Origin of the sequence: Pseudenemella bisphenolivorans (genome assembly GCF_051133435.1) — a bacterium.
In the GTDB taxonomy this organism is placed as follows: Bacteria; Actinomycetota; Actinomycetes; order Propionibacteriales; family Propionibacteriaceae; genus JAAYAO01.
The window spans coordinates 44,315-61,418 of the sequence record NZ_JBPGNY010000003.1 but is presented as its reverse complement, the minus strand read 5'-3'; the positions used below and the strand labels follow the sequence as shown (position 1 = coordinate 61,418).

The following is a 17,104-nucleotide window of genomic DNA, read 5'->3' as shown; positions in this document are numbered from 1 at the left end:
ATGACGGTTCGACGGCGATACAAGACAATGAGGACTTGGGCCGCCGTGCCCGACAACGCCGTCTACACACTGCCACATGGAGGGCCGGAATGACCGAGATCGACACCACCACGTCCCGGAAGGTTTTCGAGGAGGTACAGCTCGGCCCGGTCACGTTGCGCAACCGCACCGTCAAGGCCGCCACCTCCGAGGGACGCTCCCCGCAGGGCAAGGTCACCGATGAGCTGATCGCCTTCCATCGCGGGTTCATCGACGGCGGGGTCGGGATGACCACGCTCGCCTATGCCACGGTGTCGAAGGAGGGGTACAGCGCCCCGGGTCAGATCCTGATGGCGCGGGAGAACCTCTCCGGGCTCAAGGAGTTCACCGACGCGATGCACGAGGGCGGCGGTGCGGTTTCGGCCCAGCTCGGCCACGCCGGGGTGGTGGCGCACCCGAAGATCACCGGTACGCAGCCGATGGCCCCGTCGAAGTTCACCAACCCGACGCAGTTCACCAAGGCCCGCGAGATGACCCACCAGGACATCAAGACCGTGGTGCGCCAGTTCGCCGATGCCGCCGAGTTGGCCGCCGAGGCCGGCTTCGATGCCGCCGAACTGCACTTCGGGCACCTGTACGTGGTCAGCTCCTTCTTCTCGCCGTGGATCAACAAGCGCACCGACGAGTACGGCGGCAGCATCGAGAACCGCACCCGCTTCGCCCTGGAGATCGTCGACGCGGTGCGCGAGCGGGTCGGCAACGACATCGCCCTGATCGCGAAGCTGTCGATGGACGACGACATCAAGGGTTCGATCTGGCTGGACGAATCGGTGCGCACCGCCGAACTGCTCGACGAGCAGAACAAGCTGGACGCGATCGAGCTGACCCAGGGCTCCAGCGTCTACCACCAGATGTTCCTGTTCCGCGGGGACATCCCCGTCGACGGCATGGCCGCCCAGCAGAAGTTCCCCTTCAACCTGGGCGTGAAGCTGCTCGGCAAGCGGATCCTGGGCGACTACCCGTACTACGACATGTACATGTTCGACTCGGCCCGCCAGTTCGTGCCGAAGGTGCGCAACACCAAGCTGATGTTGCTCGGCGGCATCAACAACCACGACCACATGCAGCGCGGCCTGGACGCCGGCTTCGATTTCGTGGTGATGGGCCGGGCCCTGCTGCGCCAGCCCGACCTGGTGAACCGGATCCAGCAGGACCGGTCGACCGACGGCATCTGCATTCACTGCAACAAGTGCATGTTCACCGTGTTCGGCAAGACCCACTGCGTCTTCGAGCCCAACTACGCCCGCGACACCCCCACCTCGTAAGGGAGATTCCATGACCCACACCGACAACGTGTCCACGTCCACCCCCTCGCCCTTCGAGCCGACCACCCTCGGCCCGGTCACGCTGCGCAACCGCACGATCAAGGCCGCCACCTCCGAGGGACGCTCCCCGCAGGGCAAGGTCACCGACGAGCTGATCGCCTTCCACCGTGGCTTCGTCGACGGTGGCATCGGAATGACCACGATCGCCTACTGCACGATCGCCAAGGAGGGGTACAGCGCCCCGGGTCAGATCCTGATGCACCCGAAGAACCTGGCCGGGCTGAAGGACTTCACCGACGCCATGCACGAGGGCGGGGCCGCGGCCTCGGCCCAGCTCGGCCATGCCGGGGTGGTGGCGCATCCGAAGGTGACCGGGGTGCAGCCGGTGGCCCCGTCGAAGTTCGTCAACCCGACCGCCTTCACCCGGGCCCGCGAGATCGCCCGCGACGAGATCCGGTTGATCGTGCGGCAGTTCGCCGACGCGGCCGAGTTGGCCGCCGAGGCCGGCTTCGACAATGTCGAACTGCACTTCGGGCATCTCTACATCGTCGGGTCCTTCCTCTCGCCGTGGATCAACAAACGCCGTGATGAGTACGGCGGCAGCATCGAGAACCGCACCCGCTTCGCTCTCGAGATCGTCGACGCGGTGCGCGAGCGGGTCGGCAACGACATCGCGGTGACCGCGAAGCTGTCGATGTCGGACGACATCAAGGGCTCGATCTGGTTGGACGAGTCGTTGCGCACCGCCGAACTGCTCGACCAGCAGGGTGGCCTGGATGCGATCGAACTGACCCAGGGCTCATCGGTGTGGCATCAGATGTTCATGTTCCGCGGTGGCATCCCGGTCGACGATCTGGTGCGCAACCAGCGCTTCCCGATCAACATCGGTGGCCGGCTCTTCGGCAAGAAGATCCTGGGCGACTACCCCTACTACGACATGTACATGCTCGACTCGGCCCGCCAGTTCGTGCCGAAGATGCGCAACACCAAGCTGATCTACCTCGGCGGGGTGAACAATGCCGAGCACTTCCACCGGGCGATGGCCGAGGGCTTCGACTTCGTCGCGATGGGACGGGCGCTGCTGCGCGAACCCGATCTGGTCAACAAGGCGCAGGCCAACCCGAAAACCGAAGGCATCTGTATCCACTGCAACAAGTGCATGTACACCGTCTTCGGCAAGACCCACTGCGTCTTCGAACCCGATTACGCCCGGGACGTCTGAGCGACCTCAGCGGGTGACCACGAGCGTGTGGTCGTCGCGGTCGTCGTTGAACAGGACGACCTTGTCGGTGACCAGGAACGGCACCAGGGTTTCGGTCGGCAGCGGCTTCGTCTCGCCGGCGGCGAGGTCATGGGTCGCCGAGTCCTTGCCGTGCTGGGTCTGCAGATAGACCGTGTTGCCGGCCACCGTGGTGAAGGTGAGGTCGTTCGGTGACGCGATCTGGGTGGCCGTACCGGCTTCGACGTCGACCACGGCCACGAAGTCGGTGGCGAATCCCACGGTGGCCAACACCACGTGGCGGCCGTCCGCGGTGGCCATCAGCGGGCCCTGTCCGATGAACTCGGGCGTCCCCCCGCCCAGCCCGGCGAGGTCTGCGGGCTTCGGCGTGGCGTGCTCACCGGTGATGCCGTCGTACCAGGCAACCTGCCACTTTCCCTCCTCGGCAGCAGTCATCAGCAGTACGTGACGCCCCAGGTAACCGGCAACGATCTTCGGGGGTCGGACACTCGGATCGACGGGTGTTTCGGTGAGGTTGGTCCAGGCCAGTGAACCGTCCTGACCCACCGCATAGGCACCGTTCACCAAGGCGAACTTGCCGCCGCCCAGATGCACCCGCTCGGAGGCCACGTGCACCAGGTTGCCCCCGAAGAAGGCCACCCGATCGGGAATCGTCGAGAGGTGCCGGTAAGGCCCGATCTCCCGAGGAGCCAGATTGTCCGGGTCGACCTCGGCCCACTTCCCTGCGGCGATATCCAACACGGCCGAATCGGCCCACACATTCGTGCTGGTCACCATCCGCTCGGAGTCTTCCTCGCCGACCCAGTCGGCTTCGGCCCGGTAGGCGGGGTTGGTGCTGCCCCGCAGGTCGAATCCCAGAGCGAACGGGCGGTAGCCGGCGGCGTTGAGAGCATCGCCACGGGTGTGCTCGTAGCCGGTGATCAGGAACATCGGTGTGCCACCGACCGGGGTCACCTGAACCTGCAGCCCGGTGGCGCTCCCGGGCAGGTCGATCTCGCGGATCGAGCCGGTACCGAGGTCGACGATGTGGGCGTTCTCGGTACTGCCGTCACTGTCGAATCCGATCCCGACGTTGCCCGCGGCCGCGGTCACCCGAGGCACCTGCCAACACTCACCGTCGGTATCGAAGGGAGGTGCGAGTCGTTCGCGGACGTCGTCGGCGCACGCGGGCAGGGAACTGCCCCCGGTTTCGGTCTCGGCTTCCCCCGGTTCGGCCGGGGCCTTGCCCGGCGCGAACGGGGTACCGACACACCCGCTCAGCAACACCAACATCCCGGCCGCCGCAGCCAGCCGCATTCTCTTCCGCATCCCCCACCTCCGTGCCGGGCACAGGCTAGCCATCGAAAGGGACGCCACGGTGAACGACCACAACCGACGGCAGCTCAGCGGGTGACCACCATCGTCTTGTCGTGCAGGTGGACGGCGAACAGAGCGGCCTCGTCGGTGACCAGATCGGGGAGCTTGGTGTCGTCGGAGAGATCTTGTTGTTCCCCCGAGGCCAGATCGACGCTCGACTTCTTACCGTGCTGCGGGCTCAGATAGGCCGTCGTATTGGTCATCGCCGAGACGCTGGTGGTGCTCGGCGTGGTGATCGGGGTGACGGTGCCGGCCTCCACATCGATCACGGCCGTGAGGTTGGTCGGGGTGTCCGGCGTGGCCAGTGCCAGATATCGACCGTCGTCGGTGGCGATGAGTTGCCCGGGGGTGACGAGCCCTGCGGTGCCGCCCCGCAGACCGGCGAGATCGGCCGGCTTCGGGTCGGTCGGCCGACCGGTCTCACCGTCGTACCACGCGATCTGCCACGGGCCGGTGTCCGGTCCGGTCAATTGCAACACGTACGCTCCGAGGTAGCCGGCCACCGCGGTGCGGTCCCCTGAGCCCGGGCCGGTTCGGTCCAGGGTCTGCCACACCACCGCATTGGCGGGGGTCACCGCAAATAGGCCGACCACCTGCACCGTCCGCGACTCGCCGGTGACCAGCGCATCACCCGAGACGGTCAGGACGAGGTTGCCGCCGAACATCGCCACCGGGGTGGTCTGCAGTCTCCGGTAGGGCTCGACAGTGGTGTGGTCGAGTGACCTGTCGGTGCGGGTCCACTTCTTGGCTGCGATGTCGAGCACCCCCTTCTGGTCCCACACGTTGGTGCTGGTCACTCGCATCTCGGGCACGACGGTCGGGGTCGTCCAGTCGGCTTCGGCACGGAGCACCGGTTCGCCACTCGGGTCGAAGCCCAGGGCGAAGGGACGGTAGTCCGCACCGGGTGCCTTGCGGTAGCCGGTGACCAGGAGTACCGGCTGGTCGTCGATCCGGGTGGAGTGAGCCTTCGCAAAGACGGCGTCCTCGGGCATCTCGATCGGGGTGGACGAGCCGGTGGTCAGGTCGACCAGGTATCCGGTCTCGCCGGCCTCGCCGAGGCGATCGAATCCGATCCCCACGTGGCCGATGGCCGCGTCCACCCGCGGCACCAGCCGGCACTCACCCTCGGTGTTGAAGGGCGCCACCAGGGTCTCCCGGAGGTACTCCTCGCAGGCGTCCTCGTCCGCAGGGGACGAGCCGGTGCATCCGCTCAGCAACACCAACAACCCGGCCGTCGCGGCCAGCCACTTCCTCATGCCCTTCGTCCCACCTTCGTCCCGGCTGGCATCAGGCTATTACCCCGCGGGGCGAAGCCGGGCAGACCCGATCAGGACGGACGGTCGGCGCCCACCACCCACATCGAGAAGTACTGCGAGCCGCCACCGTAGGCATGACCGAGGGCCCGGCGGGCCCCGTCGACCTGATGATCACCGGCCCGGCCCATCACCTGCAGGGCGGATTCGGCGAACCGGATCATGCCCGAGGCTCCGATCGGGTTGGACGACAGCACCCCGCCCGACATGTTCACCGGCAGGGCCCCGTCCGGGGCGGTGACCCCGTCCTCGACCAGCCGCCACCCGGTGTACTGCTCGGCGAACCCGAGGTTCTCCAGCCACATCGGCTCGAACCACGAGAAGGGCACGTAGATCTCGGCACAGTCGATCTCGTTGAAGGGGTCGGTGATTCCGGCCCCCTTCCACAGCGCAGCGGCGGCATCGCGCCCGGCTTGGGGGCTGATGTTGTCGCGGCCCGAGAAGGTGGTCGGTTCGGTGCGCATCGCGGTGGCGTGAATCCAGGCGACCTGCTTTCCGTCGGCCCGCACCTGTTCGGCGGCGTCCGCATTGCCGATCACGATGGCGCAGGCACCGTCGGAGGAGGGGCAGGTTTCGGCGAACCGAATCGGATCCCACAACATCTGCGAGGCCTGTACCTCCTCGACGGTGATGTCGGGCTGCTTCAGGTGCGCGTAAGGGTTGATCGCCCCATTGCGGCGGTCCTTGGTGGCCACGACCGCACCGATGTGTTCGGGGGCACCGGACTTGCGGATGTAGGAGCGCACGTGGGGCGCGAAGTAGCCGCCCGCGCCGGCCCCCACCGGCATCGAGAACGGCACCGGAATCGACAGGGCCCACATCGCATTCGATTCGGACTGCTTCTCCCAGGCCACCGCCAGCACCCGGCCGTGCACCCCGGCCTGCACCAGCGAGGCGGCGACGTTCGCGGTCGAGCCGCCCACCGAGCCGGCGGTGTGTACCCGCAACAGTGGTTTGCCGACCGCGCCGATCGCATCGGCCATCGCCAGTTCGGGCATCATCGCACCCTCGAAGAGGTCGGGGGCCTTGCCGATCACCACCGCGTCGATGTCGTCCCAGCTCACCGCGGCGTCGACCATCGCCCGGTCGATCGCTTCGCGCACCAGGCCCGACATCGACACGTCGAGTCGCTTGGAGGTGTAGTGGGTCTGACCGACCCCGAGGACTGCGGCTGGCTGCTTGCTCATCGCTGACTCCCTTCCAGCACGGCCACCAGATTCTGTTGCATCAACGGCCCCTGGGCCGCGTGGGCGAGCACCCGGTCGGCGCCGTCCCAGATCCGCCGGGCGGCCTGGCCGATCCGTTCCAGACCGCCGCTGAACATCGGGTTACCGGTCAGCGGGCCACCGTCGGGGTTGACCGTCACCTCATCGGCCAACCCGATCGCCTCCCGGGCGAGCAGATCCTGATGGGTGTACGGGGCATGCAGGTAGGCCGCGTCGAGTTGCCGGTCACCGGCCAGGGCCTTCTCGGCCGCGCTGCTCAGTGAGGGCATCGCCAACCAGTCGCGTCCGGTCAGGTGGGCCGAATCGATGCGGTGCTCGATCCCGGTGATCCAGGCGGGGCGCTCGCTCAGTTCCCGGGCCCGGTCGCCGGCGGCGAGCACGATCGCCGAGGCGCCGTCGGTGATCGGGGCGCAGTCGTGTTCGCGCAGCGGGTCGCTGATCACCGGACGCGAGAGCAGTTCGTCGGCATCCACGTCCTCGCGGATCTGGGCGTTCGGTCCCGCGGCGCGGCGGGCCCGGGCGGCGACCTCGGCCAGATCCCGTTCGGTCCAGCGGCCCTCGACCAGACCCAGCCGGGCCTGCAGGGCGGCCAGGTTGGACGCGCCCACCCCCAGCGGGGCGACCAGATAGGGGTCGGTCTGCAGGCCGAGCACCCGGTCGAGCCGGCCGGCCGAGGCCTTGCCGAAGCCGTACACCAGGGCGGTGTCGACCTCACCGGTGACCAGCTTCACCCAGGCCTCGTACAGGGCCCAGGCCGCGTCCATCTCGACGTGGGATTCGTTGATCGGCGGTACCGCACCGATCGCGTCGATCGCGGAGATGAACGAGAAGGCCCGTCCGGCCAGGTAGTCCGACGACCCGGAGCACCAGAAGCCGATGTCGGATTTGGTGATGCCCAGGGTCGCGTAGAGCTCGCGGAAACAGGGCACCAGCATCTCGACCCCGTTGGTGGTGCCGTCGGTGGCCGGGGTGTGCGGAGCGTGGGCGAAACCCACCACAGCGATGTCGGTCATGGTCCTCCTCCTCACAGGTGGTGCCGGTAGGTCTCGTAATCGGCGTCGGGTTCGCCGGTGGGACGGAAGTACTCGATATTGCGCAGGGTGTGTCCCCACTCCGACTCGGGCCGCCACTTGGCCTGCACCCGCATTCCCATCCGCACCTCGTCGGCCGGGCATTCCAGGATCAGGTGTTGGATCGCGATATCGGCGCCGTCGAGCAGGATGTAGGCGCTGACATAGGGCGGGGTGATCTGCTGGCCCAGGAAGGGCACGTTCACGATGCAGAAGGTGGTCACCGTGCCGGTGTCGGAGACGTGGACGAAGTCCTCGGTCGGCACCCCGTCGGTGGGGGAGGCTCCCCGGGGTGGGATGTAGACCGGGCTGCCGGGCCCGACCCGGGCACCGATCAGTTCACCGCGGGCCAGGCCGCGCAGGTACTCCGATTCCTGGTGCGAGGCACTGTGTTGGATCGACAGCGCGATCGGGGTGTTGATCATCGACACCGGTTCGTCCGCCTCGGCCGGTGCCGGGTCGGCCGCGGCTCCCTCGGGGACGAAGACCAGGTCGGTGATCCGTCCGGCACGCTCGTCGGCCCAGCGGGCCTGCACCCGCATCCCGACCTCGAGTTCGCTCGCCTCGGCCTGCAGCACGTGCAGCAGGGGAGTGTCGGCCCCGTCCAACTGCACCAGGACCCAGGCGAAGGGGGTCTCGAGCGGGTGCTCGGGCTGCGGTTCGGCCTGCCAGGAGTACGACAGCACGGTGCCGGCCGGGCCGACGTCGACGAAGTCGGTGATCGGGTCACCGGTGGCCGGGTCGTACTCGGGTGGTGGCACGACCACGCGTCGGTCGGCGGTGCGTCCACCGAGCAGGCGACCGTCGCGGACGGCGGTGACGAAGGCGCCGATCGCCGGGCCGGTGGAGCGCTGGTAGTCGAAGAACAGATCCAGCGGGGCGGTCAGAGGTTGGGTCATCGGTTCCTCCACATGTCGATGATGTCGGCCGGTGGCATGTCGGTGGTGGTTCCGGACCCACCCAGGGGCCCGGTGGCCGATCGGGAAAAGCGGGGGGCGCCGCTGCGGCGACCCTCGGCGTCGAGGACACCGCGGGACTGCAGGTGGGCGTCGTCGTTGGCCTCGTCGAGGGTCAGTACCGGGGTGACGCAGGCGTCGGTGCCGGCGAACCGGGCGGCCCAGGTGTCCCGGTCGGCGGTGGCGAAGACCTCGGCGAAACGTTCGCGCAGCACCGGCCAGGTCGTCCGGTCGTGTCGGTCGGGCAGGTCGTCGAGGCCCAGGGTCTCGGTCAGGGTCCGGTAGAAGGGCTCCTCGATCGCCCCGACCGCGACGAACCGTCCGTCGGCGCAGCGATAGGTGCGGTAGTAGGGGGCGCCGCCGTCGATCACATTGGCGGCCCGCTGAGGTTTCCAGACCCCGGCGGCCATTCCGGCGGCGAAGGGGGCCAGCATCGTGGCGGTGCCGTCGACGATGGCCGCGTCGACCACCTGACCCCGTCCGGACCTCGCCCGCTCATGCAGGGCGGCGAGAATGCCGATCACCACCAGCATCGAGCCACCGCCGTAGTCGCCGACCAGGTTGAGCGGGGGGAGGGGTTCCTCCGGTGTACCGATCAGGTCCAGGGCGCCGGTCAGGCCGATGTAGTTGAGGTCGTGGCCGGCCTCGGACGCGCGGGGGCCGGTCTGTCCCCAGCCGGTCATCCGGGCATAGATCAGCCCCGGATTGCGGGCCAGCGCCACGTCCGGGCCCAAGCCGCGGCGTTCCAGGACACCGGGACGGTATCCCTCGATCAACACATCACAGTGCTCGATGAGGTGTTCGATCTCGGCCACCGCCGCGGGGTCGGTGAGGTCGGCGGAGGTGGTGATACCGGCGAACGGGCTCGGGTCGCGGTGCGAATGGGTGTGCGGTCGGCGCACCCGCACCGCCTCGGCGCCCAGGGAGGTGAGCAGGGAAACGGCATGGGGTACCGGGCCGATCGCCTCGAACTCCAGAACCCGCAGCCCGTGCAGGGGCCCGCTCATCGGCCGGTGAAGTTTGGCTTGCGCTTCTCGGCGAAGGCCCGTGGGCCCTCCCGGGAGTCATCGCTGCGGAAGACCTCGACGCCGATCTTGGTCTCCACCTCGAAGGCCTCGAGTTCGTGCAGCCCTTCGGTGTCGCGCATCGACTTCAGGATCGCCTGTACCGCGATCGGGGAGTTGGCGCAGACCATCTCGGCCAACTCCATCGCCCGGGTGAGGGCCTGACCGTCGGGCACCACCTCACCGATCAGCCCCCAGGCCAGGGCCTGTTCGGCGTCGATGTGCCGGCCGGTGAGCAGGATGTCGGCGGCCGCGGTGTAGGGAATCTGGCGGGGCAGCCGGACGCTCGACCCACCCATCGGGAAGAGCCCCCACTTCGGTTCCGAAAGGCCGAAGCGGGCCCCGGCACCGGCCACCCGGATGTCGGTGCCGAGCAGAATCTCGGTGCCCCCGGCGATCGCGTACCCCTCGACCGCGGCGATGATCGGCTTGCTCGGGCGACGGCCCTTCAGCAGGCCGGGCATCCGGGTCAGGTCCATCCCCCCGCCGCCGTCCTCGCCGTGAATCCGGTCGCCGGCCGGGGTGGCGCTCATCGCCTTGAGGTCGGCGCCGGCGCAGAAGGTGCCCTCGGCACCGGTCAATACCGCGACCCGGATCTCCGGGTCGTTGTCCATCCGGTCCCAGGCCTCACCCAGCAACTGCATCATCTCGCCGGTCAGCGCATTGCGGGCCTCCGGGCGGTTCAGTGTGATCTGCAGCACATGGCCGTGCTGTTCGATCAGGCAGTCGGGGGTCTCGGCCGGGTTGGGGGATGCGCCGGGGGTCATCTGTGTCCGTCCTCTCGGGTGAGTGTCACACGTTGGGAAAAGCCTTGCTGACGGCACGCTAACACCACATACTCGGATCCGTGACCTGCAATCTCGCTGACTTGATCGAACACGCAGTCGACGCTGTTCCGCAACGGCCAGCCCTACTCAGTGACCGCGGGAACAGAACATTCGCCGAATTGGAGCAGCGGGCGAACCGACTCGCCCATGCCCTGGCCGCCCGTGGCGTCGGGCCCGGCGACAAAGTCGGCGTGCTGTCGCGCAATACCGTCGAGGCCATTGAGGCGATGGTGGCGGCCTACAAACTGCGGGCGATGATGGTCAACATCAACTTCCGTTACGTCGCCGGCGAGGTGGAGTACCTGGTCAACAACTCCGACATGGTGACCATGGTGTGCGAGCGGCGCTACCTGCCGGTGGTGGCCGAGGCCTTCGACCGGTGCCCGAAACTGACCTCGGTGCTGGTGGTCGAAACCGACCCGGCCGACGGCACCGATCAACCGGAGTGGGCCGAGGCCTACGAGGACGCCCTGGTCGATCAGTCGCCCGAGCGCGACTTCGGCGAGCGCAGCCCCGACGACATCTTCCTGCTCTACACCGGCGGAACCACCGGCCACCCCAAGGGTGTGATGTGGCGCCAGGAGGACGCCTGGCGGGTGTTCGGCGGGGGCATCGACCTGCTCAGCGGGGAGTACCTGGCCGATGAGTTCCAGCAGTCCCGTGCCGGCGCGGCCGGTGATCAGGTGGTGCGCTTCCCGGTTCCGCCGCTGATTCACGGTGCCGCCCAGTGGGCCACCCTGTCGTCACTGTTCAACTGCGGGGCGGCGGTGTTGCTGGCCGACTTCGATGCCCACGCGGTCTGGCAGCGGGTGGAACAGCATCGGGTGAACGTGATGATGATCACCGGGGACGCGATGGCCCGTCCGCTGCTCGAGGCGTTGGCCGAGGGCAAACCGGACGGCGGCGAGTACGACCTGTCGTCGCTGCGCGTGGTCTCGTCCACCGCGGTGTTGTTCTCAGCCACGATGCAGCAGCAGTTCGTCGAGAAGCTGCCGCACTGTTTCATCTCCGATTCGATGGGCGCCAGCGAGGCCGGTTTCAACGGGATGAACGTGATCCGCGCCGGCCACACCACCACCCAGATGTCGATCCGGCTCGACACGTCCACCGCGGTGCTGGACGAGAACGGCCGACCGGTCGAACCCGGCTCGGGTGAGGTCGGCATGTTGGCCCGCAAGGGCCACATCGCGCTCGGTTACTACAACGACGAGAAGAAGACCCGCGAGACCTTCCGCGAATACGACGGGGTGCGCTACGCGATACCCGGCGACCTGGCCCGGGTCGAGGCCGACGGCTCGGTGACCGTGCTGGGTCGGGGCAGTACCTCGATCAACAGCGGTGGGGAGAAGATCTTCCCCGACGAGGTCGAGGCCGCGGTGCGCGCCCACCCCGACGTACAGGACGCCCTGGTGCTCGGCGTCCCCGATGACCACTGGGGCCACCGGGTGGCCGCCATCGTGGTGCGCACGCCCGGCTCGCAGGTCGGCCTGGCCGACCTCAACCGCGTCGCCCGCCAACACATCGCCGGGTACAAGGTGCCCCGCAGCGTGTGGTTCGTCGACGAGATCAAACGCTCCCCGGCAGGCAAGTCCGACCTGCGCTGGGCCCGACAACTGACCACCGAGAAACCTTCCAGCGAAGACCTCCCGGCCACATGAGGAGAACCATGCGAACCGCCCTGACCGAACGCTTCGGCATCCGCTACCCGATCTTCGGGTTCACCCCGTCCGAGCATGTGGCCGCGGCCATCACCCGCGCCGGCGGCATGGGTGTGCTGGGGTGCGTGCGCTTCGACGATCCCGAAGAACTCGACGCCACCTTGACCTGGATGTCGCAGAACACCGACGGTCTGCCCTTCGGCGTGGACGTGGTGATGCCGGCCAAGGCCCCCACCGAGGGTGCCGCCGGTGACCTCAAGGACATGATCCCCCAGGAGCACCGGGACTTCGTCGCCCGCACCCTGGCCGAGCTGAACGTCCCCGAACTCGAGGGGCAGAGCGGCCCGACCGTGCTGGGCTGGTTGCATTCCAACGCCCGCGCCCAGGTGGAGGTCGCGCTGCGACACCGTCCGGCACTGATCGCCAACGCCCTGGGCTCACCGCCGGCCGATGTGATCGCCGCGGCCAAGGACGCCGGGGTGGCGGTTGCCGCCCTGGCCGGCAGCGTGGAACACGCCCGCCGCCATGTCGCCGAAGGGGTCGACATCGTGATCTCGCAGGGCCACGAGGCCGGCGGGCACACCGGCGAGATCACCACCATGGTGCTCACCCCCCAGGTGGTCGACGCGGTCGGCTCCGAGGCCGCGGTACTGGCCGCCGGCGGGATCGGGTCGGGACGGCAGGTGGCCGCCTCGCTGGCCCTGGGTGCCGACGGGGTGTGGCTCGGGTCGCGCTGGCTGACCGCCGCCGAGTACCAACTCGGCCGCGAGGCCGGCGACCGGCCGTCGGTGGTGCAGCAGGCGATCCTGAACGCCGGCTCCGGCGACACCGTGCGGTCGCGGGTGTACAGCGGCAAGCCCGCCCGGCTGCTGCGCACCCGCTGGACCGATGCCTGGCAGGCCGCCGATGCCCCCGAACCGTTGCCGATGCCGCTGCAGAACCTGCTGGTGTCGGAGGCCCATCAGCGGATCTCGGCCGGTGACGACCCGTCGGTGGTGGCGATGCCGGCCGGGCAGATCGTCGGCATGATCGACGAGATCGAGTCGGTGGACACGATCATGGCCGAACTGGTCGACGGCTACCGGGCCGCGGTCGACCGCCTCGGCGAGATCGGTTGATGCCGCGTGCGTATTGAACTGACCGAACAACAACAGCAACTGCGCGAAGAGGTCGCCGGCTATTTCGACCGGCTGATGACCCCCGAACGCAAGGCCGGGCTGGCCTTCGACGGGGGAGAGTTCGCCGACGGGGACGTCTACCTGGAGGTGATCCGCACCCTCGGGGCCGACGGCTGGCTGGGCATGGGCTGGCCGGAGGAGTTCGGCGGCCAGGGCCGATCGATGGTGGAACAACTGATCTTCAGTGACGCCGCCGCGGTCGCCGGGGTGGCCGTGCCCTACCTGACCATCAACACCATCGGCCCGACCCTGATGCGCTACGGCACCCGGGAACAGCAGGAGTACTTCCTGCCCAAGATCCTGCGCGGCGAACTGCACTTCTCGATCGGCTACTCCGAACCCGAGGCCGGCACCGATCTGGCCTCGCTGCGCACCCGCGCCGAACTCGTCGGCACGCCGGAGGACGGCGAGTTCGTGATCAACGGGCAGAAGATGTGGACCTCCCAGGTCAAATACGCCGACTGGATCTGGCTGGCCTGCCGCACCGACCCGTCCGCGTCCAAACACCGTGGCCTGTCGATCATCCTGGTACCCACCGATGCGGCCGGGTTCAGCCACGCCCCGGTGGACACCGTGGCCGGGCTGCGCACCTCCACCACCTACTTCGACGACGTCCGGGTGCCGGCGTCCAACCTGGTCGGGGAGTACCACGGCGGCTGGCGGTTGATGACCGCACAACTGAACCGGGAACGAGTGGCCCTGTTCTCCTCGGCCGCGGTCGCCCAGGCGATCGACCTGGTCACCGACTGGGCCCGGGAGACCACCGGGCCGGGCGGTCGCCGGCTGATCGACCAGGAATGGGTGCGGCTGCTGCTCGGCCGCGCCCGGGCCATGAACGAGGCCCTGACCCTGATGAACTGGGAGATCGCCGCCCAGGTCGAGGACGTCTCCCCGGCCCAGGCCTCGGCCACCAAGGTGCTCGGCTCGGAGAATGCGCTGACCATCTACCGGATGCTGATGGAGATCGTCGGCCCGACCGCCTTGTTGCCCACCAACTCCCCGGCCGCAGTACTTGCCGGACGCCTCGAGCGGGCCCACCGCACGAACCTGATCCTCACCTTCGGTGGCGGCGCCAACGAGGTACAGCGCGACCTGATCTCGCGGGTCGCCCTGGGCCAACCCCACCGCTAGTCACCGGACGGAGCTTTCATGGACTTCACCTTCACCGAAGAACAGGACGCCGCGGCCGACCTGGCCCGACGCAGTTGCCGGGGCCGCACCCCCGGTTATCCGACCGGGTTCGACCGCGAGCTGTGGCAGCAGGCGAACGAGGCGGGCCTGCTGACCCTGCACCTGCCCGAACCGCACGGCACCGGATTGGGCATGATCGCCGCCTGCCGGGCGCTGATCGAGTTCGGCCGGGCCGCGGCAGCCATCCCCGCAGCCGCCCAGGTCGCAGCCACCGCAGTACTGGCCGAATCCACCGCGGCCGAACGGCTCGCCGAAGCACCGATCGTGCTGCCGGCGCTGGCCGAGAACACCGACGCCGCCCCGAACCTGCCTGCCGTCACCGCACGGGCCGCGAACGGCTGGGTGCTGGAGGGACACAAGACCGTGGTGCCCCACGGTGCCGTAGCCGACCTGTGGCTGGTCACCGCCACCGACCCGGACGGACCGGCGGTCTTCCTGGTCACCCCCGACGACGGCGTCCGGGTCACCGAGGACACCGCCACCGGGGGCCTGCCGGTCGCGCACCTGGACCTGACCGGCGTCGAACTGCCCGCCGATCGCCGGCTCGGTGGGGCCGAGGTGGCCCTGCGGTTGCGTCGGGCCCTGACCCTGACCACCGCGGCCGTCCAGTACGGGGTGAGCCAACGCGCCCTGGAACTGACTGCCGACTACACCGCCGAACGGGAACAGTTCGACCAGCCGTTGGGTGCCTTCCAGGCGGTGCGACAACGCCTCGGCGATGCCTACATCGATCTGGGCTGCCAACGGTTGACGCTGTGGCAGGCGGCCTGGCGCTGGGAAGCCGGGGTACCGCTGGGCAGTGCGGTGGAAACCGCCGGGTATTGGGCCGCCGAGGGCGGTAACCTGATCGCCCACAGTGCGGTGCATCTGCACGGTGGGGCCGGGGTCGATCTGGACGGCGCGGCGCACCACTACTTCACCGCCACCAAACAACTGGAGTTCACCGTCGGTGGGGCAACCCGACAGGCTCTGGAGATCGGAGACATCATGGCTGCGGGGTCGATCGCGTGAGCGACCTGAAGATCGGCATCGGCCTGGGGTACTGGCAGCGGGACCCGGTCGATCAGACCGACATGGTGCTGACCGCCGAAGAACTGGGCTTCCACTCGGTGTGGACCGCCGAGGCCTACGGCTCCGACGCCCTGGTGCCGCTGACCTGGTACGCGGCCCGCACCAGCCGAATCATGCTCGGCACCGCGATCGTGCAACTCGACGCCCGCACCCCGGCGGCCACCGCGATGGCCGCGTTGACCCTGGACGCCCTGAGCGGGGGCCGGTTGATCCTGGGCCTGGGGGTGTCGGGGCCGCAGATCATCGAGGGCTGGTACGGCCGGCCCTTCCCCAAACCGTTGGCCCGCACCCGCGATTACCTGGCGATCATGCGCGATATCTGGGAGCGCCGCGGGCCGGTCACCTCCGATTCGCCGCATTACCCGTTGCCCTACCCGGGCGGCACCGGGTTGGGGAAACCGCTCAAGTCGATCACCCAACCCCTGCGCAGCGACATCCCGGTGTACCTGGGGGCACAGGGCCCGAAGAACACCGCCCTGGCCTTCGAGATCGCCGATGGCTGGATCTCGGTGTTCAGCCACATCAACTCCTTCGAACCGATGTACGGCGAGGTCCTGGCCACCGCCCGTCCCGGTTTCGAGGTGACGGCCTGCCTGAACACCTATGTCGACGACGACGTGTCGGCCGCGATGTACCGGGCCAAGCAGTCGATGGCCTGGTATGTCGGCGGGATGGGGGCGTCGGGGCAGAACTTCCACGCCAATGTGCTGCGTCGGGCCGGTTTCGGTGATACGGCCGAGCGGGTTCAGGAACTCTTCCTGGCCGGGCACCGGGAGGCAGCCATCGAGGCGATCGACGACGACCTGATCGACGGCACCGCGCTGATCGGTCCGCCGAAGCGCATCGCCCGGCAACTCGAACTCTGGCGGGATACCCCGCTGGGCACGGTGATTCTGACCGGGCTGCGTTCGGCCGAGGAGATCCGACGGCTGCGACCCGTGCTCTGGTGAACCCCGTGAGCCCGCGGTGAGCTGAGCCTGTTGCCGGTCGCGGTCGGCGCGTACCCTCACGTCCATGACCCCCCAGCAGCACCAGCAGCACGATCACCGGCAGCGGGTGCGGGCCGCGATGTCCGCCACCCCGCGGGAGCAGCATCTCACCGAGGGGCAGCGCCGCCATGCCGGCGAGGATCGCCCGTTGCCACTGTTCGGCGGCCAGACCAACTCCCAACCGTCCACGGTGGCGAACATGTTGGAACTGCTCGAGGTGCCCGAGGGTGCCCGGGTGCTGGACGTCGGTGCCGGCTCGGGGTGGACCACCGCGATCCTGGCCGAACTGACCGGCCCGGACGGATTCGTCCTCGGGGTGGAACTGGTGCCCGACCTGGCCACCTGGGGAGCGCAGAACCTCGCCTGCCACGGACGGGACTGGGCGCGCTTGGAACCGGCCCGTCCGGGAGTGCTGGGGGCCCCGGAGGAAGGACCCTACGACCGGATTCTGGTCTCGGCGATGGCCGAGCGGCTACCGCAGGAATTGATCGACCAACTGGCCCCCGGCGGGGTGCTGGTCGTGCCGGTCGCCGGACGGATGTGCCGGGTGCGACGCACGGCCGACGAACCGCAGGTCGAGTACATCGGCCACTACGCCTTCGTCCCGCTGATCGTGCCGGACTGAGCCCGCTCTCGGTCGAGTGTTGGCCGAGTCGGAGCG

15 protein-coding genes are annotated in these 17,104 nt (G+C 68.7%); 8 read left to right on the top strand and 7 right to left on the bottom strand.

All coding sequences use genetic code 11. The annotated features are described in order from the left end of the window. Window positions 1-89: 89 nt before the first annotated feature. Together ACR4XW_RS07775 and ACR4XW_RS07770 are read left to right on the top strand one after the other, a co-directional pair. Window positions 90-1,304: an NADH:flavin oxidoreductase gene (locus tag ACR4XW_RS07775; RefSeq protein ID WP_434759976.1), complete on the top strand. Its 1,215-nt coding sequence runs from the start codon at window positions 90-92 to the stop codon at window positions 1,302-1,304. Between the two features lie 10 nt (window positions 1,305-1,314). Then, window positions 1,315-2,526 carry an NADH:flavin oxidoreductase gene (locus tag ACR4XW_RS07770; RefSeq protein ID WP_434759975.1) on the top strand — a complete coding sequence of 404 codons (1,212 nt, stop codon included), beginning with the start codon at window positions 1,315-1,317 and terminating at the stop codon, window positions 2,524-2,526. Between the two features lie 6 nt (window positions 2,527-2,532). On the opposite strand, the gene ACR4XW_RS07765 is transcribed toward ACR4XW_RS07770, so the two are convergent. The 7 genes from ACR4XW_RS07765 to ACR4XW_RS07735 form a co-directional block, all read right to left on the bottom strand. After that, window positions 2,533-3,852 (bottom strand): hypothetical protein, encoded by a 1,320-nt coding sequence (locus ACR4XW_RS07765; protein ID WP_434759974.1) that lies wholly within the window; start codon window positions 3,850-3,852, stop codon window positions 2,533-2,535. A gap of 74 nt (window positions 3,853-3,926) precedes the next feature. After that, complete coding sequence (locus ACR4XW_RS07760; protein ID WP_434759973.1) at window positions 3,927-5,156, bottom strand: hypothetical protein; 1,230 nt, start codon at window positions 5,154-5,156, stop codon at window positions 3,927-3,929. 71 nt (window positions 5,157-5,227) lie between these two features. Continuing rightward, entirely contained in the window at window positions 5,228-6,400 is a 1,173-nt protein-coding gene (locus ACR4XW_RS07755; RefSeq protein ID WP_434759972.1) for a thiolase family protein, read from the bottom strand. Then, complete coding sequence (locus ACR4XW_RS07750; RefSeq protein ID WP_434759971.1) at window positions 6,397-7,452, bottom strand: thiolase family protein; 1,056 nt, start codon at window positions 7,450-7,452, stop codon at window positions 6,397-6,399. Before ACR4XW_RS07750 ends, ACR4XW_RS07755 begins: the two co-directional genes overlap by 4 nt. A gap of 11 nt (window positions 7,453-7,463) precedes the next feature. Next, window positions 7,464-8,408 carry a Zn-ribbon domain-containing OB-fold protein gene (locus ACR4XW_RS07745; protein ID WP_434759970.1) on the bottom strand — a complete coding sequence of 315 codons (945 nt, stop codon included), beginning with the start codon at window positions 8,406-8,408 and terminating at the stop codon, window positions 7,464-7,466. Beyond that, window positions 8,405-9,472: a CaiB/BaiF CoA transferase family protein gene (locus ACR4XW_RS07740; RefSeq protein ID WP_434759969.1), complete on the bottom strand. Its 1,068-nt coding sequence runs from the start codon at window positions 9,470-9,472 to the stop codon at window positions 8,405-8,407. Before ACR4XW_RS07740 ends, ACR4XW_RS07745 begins: the two co-directional genes overlap by 4 nt. Continuing rightward, window positions 9,469-10,296 (bottom strand): crotonase/enoyl-CoA hydratase family protein, encoded by an 828-nt coding sequence (locus ACR4XW_RS07735; protein ID WP_434759968.1) that lies wholly within the window; start codon window positions 10,294-10,296, stop codon window positions 9,469-9,471. The genes ACR4XW_RS07740 and ACR4XW_RS07735 overlap by 4 nt, the downstream gene beginning before the upstream one ends. Window positions 10,297-10,376: 80 nt before the next feature. Here ACR4XW_RS07735 and ACR4XW_RS07730 point away from each other — a divergent pair, with 80 nt between their 5' ends. The 6 genes from ACR4XW_RS07730 (at window position 10,377) to ACR4XW_RS07705 (ending at window position 17,068) form a co-directional block, all read left to right on the top strand. Then, window positions 10,377-12,014, top strand: a complete 1,638-nt coding sequence (locus ACR4XW_RS07730) for an acyl-CoA synthetase (protein ID WP_434759967.1) — start codon at window positions 10,377-10,379, stop codon at window positions 12,012-12,014. An 8-nt stretch (window positions 12,015-12,022) separates the two neighbouring features. Next, window positions 12,023-13,132, top strand: coding sequence for an NAD(P)H-dependent flavin oxidoreductase (locus tag ACR4XW_RS07725; RefSeq protein ID WP_434759966.1), 1,110 nt, complete (start codon window positions 12,023-12,025; stop codon window positions 13,130-13,132). 6 nt (window positions 13,133-13,138) lie between these two features. Next, window positions 13,139-14,323 carry an acyl-CoA dehydrogenase family protein gene (locus tag ACR4XW_RS07720; protein WP_434759965.1) on the top strand — a complete coding sequence of 395 codons (1,185 nt, stop codon included), beginning with the start codon at window positions 13,139-13,141 and terminating at the stop codon, window positions 14,321-14,323. Window positions 14,324-14,341: 18 nt separating this feature from the next. After that, window positions 14,342-15,394 (top strand): acyl-CoA dehydrogenase family protein, encoded by a 1,053-nt coding sequence (locus ACR4XW_RS07715; RefSeq protein WP_434759964.1) that lies wholly within the window; start codon window positions 14,342-14,344, stop codon window positions 15,392-15,394. Further along, on the top strand, window positions 15,391-16,404 hold the full coding sequence (locus ACR4XW_RS07710) for an LLM class F420-dependent oxidoreductase (RefSeq protein WP_434759963.1): 1,014 nt from the start codon (window positions 15,391-15,393) through the stop codon (window positions 16,402-16,404). Before ACR4XW_RS07715 ends, ACR4XW_RS07710 begins: the two co-directional genes overlap by 4 nt. 64 nt (window positions 16,405-16,468) lie before the next feature. Then, on the top strand, window positions 16,469-17,068 hold the full coding sequence (locus ACR4XW_RS07705) for a protein-L-isoaspartate O-methyltransferase family protein (protein WP_434759962.1): 600 nt from the start codon (window positions 16,469-16,471) through the stop codon (window positions 17,066-17,068). Window positions 17,069-17,104: the final 36 nt, after the last annotated feature.

Coding starts and splice junctions, on each gene's coding strand:
- ACR4XW_RS07750 (WP_434759971.1), bottom strand. CDS start 7,452: ATGACCGACATCGCTGTGGTGGGTTTCGCCCACGCTCCGCACACCCCG.
- ACR4XW_RS07755 (WP_434759972.1), bottom strand. CDS start 6,400: ATGAGCAAGCAGCCAGCCGCAGTCCTCGGGGTCGGTCAGACCCACTAC.
- ACR4XW_RS07765 (WP_434759974.1), bottom strand. CDS start 3,852: ATGCGGAAGAGAATGCGGCTGGCTGCGGCGGCCGGGATGTTGGTGTTG.
- ACR4XW_RS07740 (WP_434759969.1), bottom strand. CDS start 9,472: ATGAGCGGGCCCCTGCACGGGCTGCGGGTTCTGGAGTTCGAGGCGATC.
- ACR4XW_RS07770 (WP_434759975.1), top strand. CDS start 1,315: ATGACCCACACCGACAACGTGTCCACGTCCACCCCCTCGCCCTTCGAG.
- ACR4XW_RS07760 (WP_434759973.1), bottom strand. CDS start 5,156: ATGAGGAAGTGGCTGGCCGCGACGGCCGGGTTGTTGGTGTTGCTGAGC.
- ACR4XW_RS07775 (WP_434759976.1), top strand. CDS start 90: ATGACCGAGATCGACACCACCACGTCCCGGAAGGTTTTCGAGGAGGTA.
- ACR4XW_RS07705 (WP_434759962.1), top strand. CDS start 16,469: ATGACCCCCCAGCAGCACCAGCAGCACGATCACCGGCAGCGGGTGCGG.
- ACR4XW_RS07735 (WP_434759968.1), bottom strand. CDS start 10,296: ATGACCCCCGGCGCATCCCCCAACCCGGCCGAGACCCCCGACTGCCTG.
- ACR4XW_RS07715 (WP_434759964.1), top strand. CDS start 14,342: ATGGACTTCACCTTCACCGAAGAACAGGACGCCGCGGCCGACCTGGCC.
- ACR4XW_RS07725 (WP_434759966.1), top strand. CDS start 12,023: ATGCGAACCGCCCTGACCGAACGCTTCGGCATCCGCTACCCGATCTTC.
- ACR4XW_RS07745 (WP_434759970.1), bottom strand. CDS start 8,408: ATGACCCAACCTCTGACCGCCCCGCTGGATCTGTTCTTCGACTACCAG.